At 67.6% G+C, this 8,507-nt stretch carries 8 protein-coding genes; 4 read left to right on the top strand and 4 right to left on the bottom strand.

Annotated features, from left to right (window positions below):
• Window positions 1-21: 21 nt before the first annotated feature.
• The 4 genes from FKP22_RS13560 to FKP22_RS13545 are packed head-to-tail and all read right to left on the bottom strand — an operon-like array spanning window position 22 to window position 4,608.
• A complete protein-coding gene (locus FKP22_RS13560) occupies window positions 22-651 on the bottom strand; it encodes a hypothetical protein (RefSeq protein WP_141288015.1) in 630 nt (209 codons plus the stop codon).
• A 15-nt stretch (window positions 652-666) separates the two neighbouring features.
• Complete coding sequence (locus FKP22_RS13555) at window positions 667-2,202, bottom strand: vWA domain-containing protein (RefSeq protein WP_233446841.1); 1,536 nt, start codon at window positions 2,200-2,202, stop codon at window positions 667-669.
• A 29-nt stretch (window positions 2,203-2,231) separates the two neighbouring features.
• Window positions 2,232-3,458 carry a toxic anion resistance protein gene (locus tag FKP22_RS13550; RefSeq protein WP_141288013.1) on the bottom strand — a complete coding sequence of 409 codons (1,227 nt, stop codon included), beginning with the start codon at window positions 3,456-3,458 and terminating at the stop codon, window positions 2,232-2,234.
• A 31-nt stretch (window positions 3,459-3,489) separates the two neighbouring features.
• Window positions 3,490-4,608, bottom strand: a complete 1,119-nt coding sequence (locus tag FKP22_RS13545) for a hypothetical protein (RefSeq protein ID WP_141288012.1) — start codon at window positions 4,606-4,608, stop codon at window positions 3,490-3,492.
• A 734-nt stretch (window positions 4,609-5,342) separates the two neighbouring features.
• On the opposite strand from FKP22_RS13545, the gene FKP22_RS13540 reads away from it, so the two are divergent.
• From FKP22_RS13540 to FKP22_RS33425, 4 genes are all read left to right on the top strand, one after another.
• Complete coding sequence (locus FKP22_RS13540) at window positions 5,343-7,298, top strand: phage tail sheath C-terminal domain-containing protein (protein ID WP_170200891.1); 1,956 nt, start codon at window positions 5,343-5,345, stop codon at window positions 7,296-7,298.
• Window positions 7,299-7,313: 15 nt separating this feature from the next.
• Complete coding sequence (locus FKP22_RS13535; protein ID WP_141288010.1) at window positions 7,314-7,814, top strand: hypothetical protein; 501 nt, start codon at window positions 7,314-7,316, stop codon at window positions 7,812-7,814.
• A gap of 5 nt (window positions 7,815-7,819) precedes the next feature.
• The gene (locus FKP22_RS33430; RefSeq protein ID WP_211361401.1) at window positions 7,820-8,329 is read left to right on the top strand and encodes a hypothetical protein; all 510 of its coding nucleotides are present in this window, start codon (window positions 7,820-7,822) and stop codon (window positions 8,327-8,329) included.
• The coding region (locus FKP22_RS33425; RefSeq protein ID WP_211361400.1) for a hypothetical protein at window positions 8,326-8,507 on the top strand (182 nt) is incomplete at its 3' end. The genes FKP22_RS33430 and FKP22_RS33425, both read left to right, overlap by 4 nt.

Genomic DNA, 8,507 nt, shown 5'->3' with positions numbered 1-8,507 from the left:
GCAGATGCCCGCGCCCTGATCTCAGCCGGCCAGAAAGTCGGCCTGCCTGAACCTCGCCGCCAGGAACTGGCCGTTGGCGACCAGCGCGGCGGCGTCGTGCGAGGCCACGTTGGCGACGATTTCGCGCAGTTGGCTGTCCAGCAGGTCCAGCTGTTCGGCCAGCAATTCGCGTGCTGTCTTGCCGTCTTTGAGCGGATGGTTGAGGCGGAAGGCAGGGGGCAGGGCGGCGTAGTTGGCGAGGGTTTCGGGCAGGTAGCGCAGCACGGTTTCGCGCACGGTGAAGAGCTCGTCGCCGTGGGTCTGCGCGCCCACCAGGCGGGGCAGCACTTCGGCGGCGGACTCGCGCACGCGGGCCAGGTGCTGGCGCATCTCGTCGTTCAGGTGCGGGCTGGCCTGGGCGATGACGGCGTCCAGGCGGTCCAGCGTCTGCGCCACGGTCAGGCTGTCCTCGATGTGCCGCTCCAGCGCCGGTGGGCGGCGGCCGAGCAGCCAGCCCGCTGCGTACAGGCCGACGGTGATGAGCAGCCAGCCGTGGCCGATGAGGCCGGCGAACAGCAGCGCAGGGCCAAGCAGCGCCAGTGCGCAGCCGGCAATGTTGGCGCTGCTGTACAGCCACAGCAGCAGGCGCAGCTTCAGCGTGCGTTCAGGCATCGGGGTTCATTGAGGTCACTGATAACCGCGGATTTCCTTGAACACCTGGCTCAGCTGCAGCTTGCGGCCGTCGAACTCGCGGCCACCGGAGAGCTGGGCGATCTGCTGCATCTCGGCCACGTTGCCTTCGCCGAACAGGATGGGAAAGATGCGCGCCGGCAGCGGGCCGGTGTGGCTGGCGCGGAAGTCGGCCAGTTTCAGGCCCGCGTTGTTCTCGCCATCGGTCAGCAGCACGACGCTGACCTGGCGCTCCGGCTCGCGTTTCATCTCCTGCGCCGCCAGTGCCTCGGCCTCGCTCAAGGCGGAGTAGATCGCGGTGCCGCCGTCGGCACTCATCGCATCGGCCTGGCGCAGCAGGCTGGCGCGGGCGCTGTCGATCTGGCCGGCGTCAAAGCGCACCCAGACCGGTGGCGCGACCTCGCTGGCGAAGGTGATCAGCACCACGCGTTCGCGGCTCTGGAAGGCGCTGTAGCGGGCGCTGGCGGTGGTGGCAGTGGTGTCGGCACCGGTCAGCTGCTTGAGCGCGCTGCGCATCGCCTGCAGGCGCTGGCCCTGCATCGAGCCGCTGAGGTCCAGCACGAAGATGGAGGTGGCCGGCTTGCGCCATTTGGCCTGGTAGGCGGCCAGCACCGCGTCTATCACTTCCAGCCGGTTCGGGAAGGCCAGCTCGGCCACCGCGCTGGCAGGCAGCGTGCTGGCCAGCGGCGCCTCGGGGTTGGCCGGGCGAAGGAAGGCGGCGGCGAGCGCATCACGCTGGAAGGGCAGGGCCTTCAGCGCAGCGACCAGCTGGTTGTACGGCGCGCGTTGCGCCTCGTTCAGCAGCATCAGCGGGTAGTCGGCCGAGATCATGCCGTCGCGCGGGTAGACCAACACGAGCCGGTCGGCCGGTGCCAGCCGGGCATTGGCGCGCAGGATCACGGCCTCGTAGTTGACCATCGCGTCGATGGCCGCGGGGTTCTTGATGTAGGCCTCGGCCAACCAGCCCGAACTGCCGGCAGTCAGCTGCTGGCCGCTGAGGAAGGCTTTCAGACTGGCCTCGTCCACGTCCTTCTCGCTCAGGTCTTCGGTCTTGCCGGCCAGCGCCGAGGCCACGGCGAACAGCGCGCTCATGCCGGTGTTGGAACTGGTGGCGTTGGTCATGCCGTAGCGCAGCCTGCCGTCGCCCGCGGCCTGGGCGATCTCGGCCCAGCCGGGCGCCTGCCGGTCCCAGCCAAGCTCGGCCGCCTTCGCGGCCTTCACGCCCAGCGCAATGCGCGAATAGAAGAGCTTGTCGCGCGCCAGCGGTTTGGTCTGCAGCGCCAGCGCCGGGTAGGCGCCGTTGGGCGGCAGGATGGCGTCGAAATGCTCGCCGGCGTTGATGCGCTCGACGATGTCCAGCGTGCCGGCGTACGAGAGCTGCAGGTCCACGCCCGCGGCGCGCGCCGCGGCGATCAGCGGCGCTTCCAGATCCTTCAGCTCGGAGCCGGCGAGCACTGTGAATGGGGTGGCGCCTGCGCCGTTGTCGGCTGACGCTGCGGGCTGCTTGCCGCAGGCCGCAAGCGCCAGCAGCACGGCGGCGAAGAGCCACCACCGGCCCAGCCTCACAGCGTGACCCCGCCGCTCGGTGCTTGCAGTGCTGCGCTGCTGTCCTGCTGGCGCACCCTGTCCAGGTAGCTGCGGCTCTTGGCCACCTCGTCGCTCAGGGCGTCGACGGTGGTCTGCATGGCATCCAGCGCCTTGACCTTGAAGTCGGCAATCGCGTCCATGGTCTGGTAGATGTTGGCAAAGGCCTGCTGCAGCTTGGCAAGCTCGATGGTGCTGCTGGCGGCCTGCTGGTGGATCGCACCGCTCTGCTCGCGCAGCAGCTCGCTGGTGCTGGCGATCAGCTTGCCGGTGGTGGTGTTCAGCGCGCTCACCTGGTCCAGCACCAGCTTCTGGTTGGCCAGCGCCTGGGCCACGATCACGGCGGTGCGCAGCGCAGAGACGGTGGTCGTGGTGGCGCGGTCCACGCCCTTGCTCAGTTCCAGGTTGTTCTTGCGGATCAGGTCCAGCGCCAGGTAGCCCTGGATGTTGACGGCCAGCTGGGTCAGCAGGTCCGTGACCTTCTGGCGCGCGTAGAACAGCATTTCCTCGCGCACCACGCGGGCCTTCTCGGGGTCGCTGGCGTCCAGCTCGGCGGCCTTGGCGGCGAGCTGGCTGTCCAGGGCCTTGCCGATGTGCACGTACTTCTCCAGCCGCGTCATCAGCGCCCAGAGATTCGTCTTCTCCTGCTCGATCGCGGCGTTGTCGCGCAGCAGCTCGTCCTTGCCGCGCTTGAGCGATTCGATGATGGCGTTCAAGTGCGCCTGAGAGGACTGGTAGCGGTCGAAGTAGTCGACCAGCTTGTTGCCCAGCGGAATGAAGCCCAGCAGCTTGCGGGCCGAGAACAGGTCGCCCTGGCGGGACGGGTCCAGCGCCTCGACCTGGCGGCGCAGGTCGACCAGCGACTGGCCGATCTGCGAGCCCTGGTCGAACAGCCCATTCTTCAGCGAGCCGACCGGCCGCTCCAGCATGCGGTTGGACACCGAGGCCGAAGCTTCCACCTCCTTGTTGCCCATGCTGTGGATGCGCTCGACCGCCAGCTTGAACTGCGGGTGCTGGCTGTCGTGGGCGCTGATGTCGTCAATGAACTGCCGCACCTGCGCGTCCAATTCAGAGACCTCTTCCGGCTTCAGCCGCACCTTGCCGCTGGCCGATTCGATGGGCAGCGCCACCACCGGCGCCGGCGGCTCCAGCGTGAAGCTTGCGGGCGCTTGCAGCGTGTCGGTCGGCTTTTCGATGTTGTTCATGTTCGGCTCCCTTTCCTTGTTGGGTTCGTGTTCACTTGAAGCGGGCGTCAATGCCCACGATCATTCGTTCCAGCCACTCGAAGCTGGGCGGGTCGATCACGTCCACCAGCACCTCGGGCACGTTCACGCCCCGCTTGGCCCAGCCCTCCGGGCCATGGCTGTCGCCGCCGGTGCGAAAGCCGTATTCGTGGGCCAGCGCGCGCAGCGCCGGGTCGTTTTCCAGGGCAGTGCCCAGCCGCGCGCCGGCGGCGGTGTAGGGCACCAGCACGTGCTTGGAGAAGACGGTGGGGCGCGGGTAGATCAGCACCATGTCGCGCTGGCGCTGGTTCGGGTTCTTCAGCCAGAAGGCCACCAGCTGCGACTCGTAGGCCACCAGCAGCGGTGCCTTGCCCATGCCCAGCGCCAGGTAGTCTTCGAATGGCCCGGCAGACGACTGTTCCTGGAAGCCCTGGCGCAGGAACAGCGGCGCGACCATCGGCATCACCCGGTCCACGTCTTCCTGGCTCTGCACGATCTGCTGGCGGTTGGCCAGGTAGCTGGCCAGCGCCAGGTACATCGCGGCCGAGTTCGAGGTGCGCACGTCGGTCGAACTCACCAGCACCGACTTGCGGGTGGCAAAGGCCTCGCTGGCCTTGAGGTCCTGCCAGCGCGTGCCGTTTTCCACCAGCTTCATCAGCGCCGGCAGGTCGGTCAGCTCGTAGTAGTCGCCGTGTTTCGTCGCGATGCCGTTGGCCAACAGGATTTCGGCGATGGGCCGCCAGCTGGCGAAGACGATGGGCGTGTAGAACGGGTTGAAGACCGCGGCCGCCTTGGCCTTGGCTTTCAGCTGCTGCGCGGCCGGCGCGCCGGACGGGAAGCCGAAGTCGTAGCGGCTGGCGTCAAAGCCGGCGGCAATCGCGCGGGAACCGGCCGTCTCGACCGTCACGTGCAGGCCCTGGGCCGCCAGCGCCTGCTGGACCCGCGGGTCTGCGAAAAACGCTTCTTTCTCCGAGCCGATCAGCCCACGCAGCGTGACCTGCTGCGCCTGGACCTGCTGCGCTGCGGCACTGGCCGCGGACTCGCCTTTCAAGCGAGCGTGGGAGTACCACGCGCCTGCGCCGACGGCGGCCAGCAAGGCCAGCCCCAGCACAGGCGCCAACAACTTACGCACTGCCAAAGATTTGCGCTCCTCGCGACCGGTGGATGGTCATTGCGCGCGACGCTAGCGTCGCTTTGTGACAGGACACTGCACACGCGTCCTGATTTCCGCAGCGCTGGCCATCACCGTCACCTGATCAAGCGACAGTGATCGGGTATTTGTAACGGAACCGGAGAATCCCGATTCCCCATGCGGCAGCGCGGCGCCTGGGAATAACCCGCGGCTTCGATAATCATTGGCAGGTGCTGTACATCAAACAGGGGATAGGGTGATGGGTAGCGCTTGCTCGGCGGGTTGGCATCGAGTAAATTGAAATTGGAGTTGCGCTGCAGGGAATGTGGCGCGGTTTCAGTTCGCGTTGTAGGAAGAACTGCAATAAGACCTTGACGCGCACGCGGGAAATTCTGAGCGCTTTGCCCTTGGCTTGATGTTTCGCCCGGGCGTTGCGGCAGTACCTTGAATTCCTCCGAGTGTGGGCCCGATGTTGGCTGCCGCTGTTGCGCTTTTGGCGCCTCTGCGCAACCAGCAGGTTTGCTGCTGCATGGGAGTTTGGCGAAAAGAGTTCATCAAATCAGGCGAGGGTGCCGGTGAATACCGCGGCGAAGCCGTGGGCGTGCCCATTCATGCAATGCGCGTTACTGTTGCGGCAGCGCCGTTGCGTTGAAAAATTATTCATAAGCTCGTCTGCCCCATGCATATGGGGCTGGATTATCTTTTTCTTGGCTGTCCGAATATTGGAGGAAGTCATGGCAGAAATGGTGGTGCCTGGCACCTACGTCGAGGTACGTGCGGAAGGTTTGATTTCGGCGGGTGGCGTGAGCTCCGGCATCGTCGCCGTCATCGGGACCGCCGCGGCGGGCCCGGTCGGCCAGCCGGTCACCCTGTCTGGCATGGCAGACGCCAGTGAGCTGTTCGGCGCGCCCGACAGCTTCAGCGTGCCCAACGACGGCAGCAACCCGCTGACGCTGACGCGCGCGCTGCAATACGTCTACGGCAATGGCGCCTCCACCGTCATTGCGGTGCGCGTGGCGAGCTCGCGGGCCACTGCGGCCCAGTTCGCGCTGAAGGATGGTGCGGACAACACCATCGCCACGCTCAGCGCGGCCACGCCCGGTTCCTGGGGCAACAACCTGCAGGTTTCGGTGGACGCGGCCAAGGTACCGGCGCGCATCAACAGTGAGCGCCAGACCTCGGGTTTCGCCAACCTGGCCTACCACCGCGTGCTGCCCACGCCGCAGAACCGGATCCAGGTGATCCGCGGCGACACCCGGCGCGTGGACACCTTCAACATCGTCTACAAATCGGTCGCCACGGCCGAGCCGGTGGGCAAAGTCGGCAACGTGTTCCAGCTGGCCAGTGCGCCGGTGGCGCAGGTCGCGTCCATCAATGCCGTCACCGTGCTGGACGGCGATGGCAAGCCGCTGCGGGCCTATGGCGCCAACCCGCCGGCCGGCGTCACCGCCGGCACGCTGCTCTACGACATCGCGGTCACGCCCGCGCTCAACGAGTTGCGCATCAACCCGGCCAACGGCCAGCTGACCTTCGAGGCCACGCAAGTGCCCACGGCGCAGCAAAGCGTGGTCGCCACCTACGCGGTGGACCACGCCGCGCCAGCCGCCGGCCAGGTGCTGGTGACGGTGTGGAACGGCCACCTGGACTTCCACGCCGGCGAAGCGCCGCGCGCGCCGGCCGCCGACACGCTGCTCGCCAGCTACTCGGTCGAGTCGGCAGACAGCGTGCAGGTCACCATCGGCGGGGGCCAGACCAAGGAAAGCTACATCGTGCCGGACGGCAACATGCTGGCGCAGCTGGCCGCAGGCTCGCGGCTGGTCAGCGTGGCGCCCAACGGCAACTTCGCCAGCGCCAAGCCGGCGGCAGGCGTGGCCTCGTACTTCGGCACCGGCAGCAACCAGGGCGGGGCAGACGGCGCCGACGCGGCGGACACCGATTACGCCGCCGGGCTGGAAGCCATCGCCAACCAGCTGGTCAACATCGTGCTGCTGGCCGGGCAGGACGCCAACACCATGGGCTCGGTGCTGATCGACCACCTGAAGGCCACCGAGGAAACCGACTTCGAGCGCATCGGCGTGATCGGCGCCACCGGCAGCTCGGTGGCCGAATTCCTGGGCCACAACCTGGCCGAGGCGCGCGTGGTGCTGGTGGCGCCCGGCATCAAGCTGCCGGACGGCTCGGTGCTGCCGCCGGCCTACACGGCTGCGGCGGTGGCCGGGCTCATCTCGTCACTGCCGGTGCAGACCAGCCTGACCAATAAGGCGCTGAACATCCCGAACGTGGCCTTTGCCGCCAACCGCGGCCAGCAGGCGCAACTGATCGAGCGCAACGTGCTGGCTGTCGTCGTGAAGGAAGGTTTGCGCGTGCTCAAGGGCGTGACCACCGAAGGCGTGGGCGAGCCGTATTCGGCCATCCCCACGCGCCGCATCGTCGACTACGCCAAGTACGGCGTGCGCTCTGCCGCCAACCCTTACATCGGCCGGCTCAACAACACGCGGGTGCGCACCGCGCTGAAGGCCACGCTGGACGCCTTCCTGACCGGCATGGTCCAGGACGAGGCGCTGACCGGCTACTCGCTGGACGTGACCGCCACGCGGGCGCAGGAGATCGCCGGCCAGGTGAGTGTCGTGATGACCATCCAGCCGACCTTCAGCATCGACTTCATCCGCGTCGTGATGACGCTGCAATGATCAGGAGCACGCTTCATGGCCAATGATGTCTTTCGCGCGATCGACGCGGTGCTGGTGCTCGGTGTCGAGGACACCTCCACCCCCGAGGGGCAGGCAGCCGACGCGATGGTCTCGCAGTACGACCTGTCCAACGTGGTGGGCCGGCTCACCAATGTCGCGATCAGCGTGACCAGCGATGTGCAGCCCTTCTACGAGATCGGCAGCCGCTACCCCACGCATTTGCGCCCCGGCGTGGTCCGCGTGACCGGCACCGCAGAGCGCGCCCACGTCAACGGCGCGCTGGTGCGGCTGATGCTGGGCGAAGGCGCCACCAGCCCGCCGTCCGGCCCGTCCTTCGTGCAGCCCTCGTTCAACCTGATCTCCACGCTGCGCGATCCGAACCACCCGACGCAGTCGACCAAGGTCACGCTGTTCGGCGTCAAGTTCGACAGCTGGGCCTATGCCATCCCGAGCGACAGCTTCGTGATGGAGTCGGTCGGCTTCCAGGCCATGCGCGTGGCCTATGAGGAAACCTGAGCGCCATGTCCAACGCCCAGGCCTTGCGCGTCGACACCCCGCAGATGCTCTCGCCGCAGGAACTGCTGGCGGGCGGCTCGCTGGTGCACGAGGTGGAGGTGCCGGCTGCCGTGCTGTCGCCAGCGCAGGGGGCAGAAGCAGGTGGCCGCGTGCGCTTGCGGCCGCTGAAGGTCGCCACGCTGGCGCTCATTTCCAAGGCCGCGCAGGATGACAGCTCGCTGGTGCCGCTGCTGATCGTCAAGGAATCGCTGATCGAGCCGGCGCTGTCGTTTGACCAGGTGCGCCAGTTGCATGCCGGACTGGTGCAGTTTCTGGTCGCCGAGGTCAACCGCATCTCGGGGCTGGACACCGACGGCGGCGCGGCCCGCGCGGCTGCTTCTGCGCCGATTGGCGCGGCGCATGTGCTGCTGGCGCGGCACTACGGCTGGACGCCGGCCCAGGTGGGCGAGTTGTCACCGGGGCAGGTGGCGGTCTACCTGGCCGGGCTGCAGGGCAGCGATGGGGGCGAGCCATGAGGGCCCGCTGGGACGCGGGCGCGCAGCTTTCTGTGCGTTGCGCTGAACGCCTGTTTGAGAGTGCCGGGCTGCAATGGGTGGACCATGCGGACGCCGCCTGGCCGGCGGATCCTTGGGCGCGCTTCGACCAGCTGATCCGCGCTGCGCTCAAAGGCGGCACACCTCGCCAGGCAGCAGT

The organism is Ideonella azotifigens, assembly GCF_006519715.1.
Classification (GTDB): Bacteria; Pseudomonadota; Gammaproteobacteria; order Burkholderiales; family Burkholderiaceae_C; genus Ideonella; species Ideonella azotifigens.
The sequence above is the reverse complement of the archived record's forward strand: the minus strand, read 5'-3'. Positions and strand labels throughout refer to the sequence as shown.

Bases quoted from the DNA above. Each gene is read 5' to 3' on its own strand.
- FKP22_RS33430 (WP_211361401.1), top strand. From the start codon at position 7,820: ATGTCCAACGCCCAGGCCTTGCGCGTCGACACCCCGCAGATGCTCTCG.
- FKP22_RS13560 (WP_141288015.1), bottom strand. From the start codon at position 651: ATGCCTGAACGCACGCTGAAGCTGCGCCTGCTGCTGTGGCTGTACAGC.
- FKP22_RS13550 (WP_141288013.1), bottom strand. From the start codon at position 3,458: ATGAACAACATCGAAAAGCCGACCGACACGCTGCAAGCGCCCGCAAGC.
- FKP22_RS13535 (WP_141288010.1), top strand. From the start codon at position 7,314: ATGGCCAATGATGTCTTTCGCGCGATCGACGCGGTGCTGGTGCTCGGT.
- FKP22_RS13540 (WP_170200891.1), top strand. From the start codon at position 5,343: ATGGCAGAAATGGTGGTGCCTGGCACCTACGTCGAGGTACGTGCGGAA.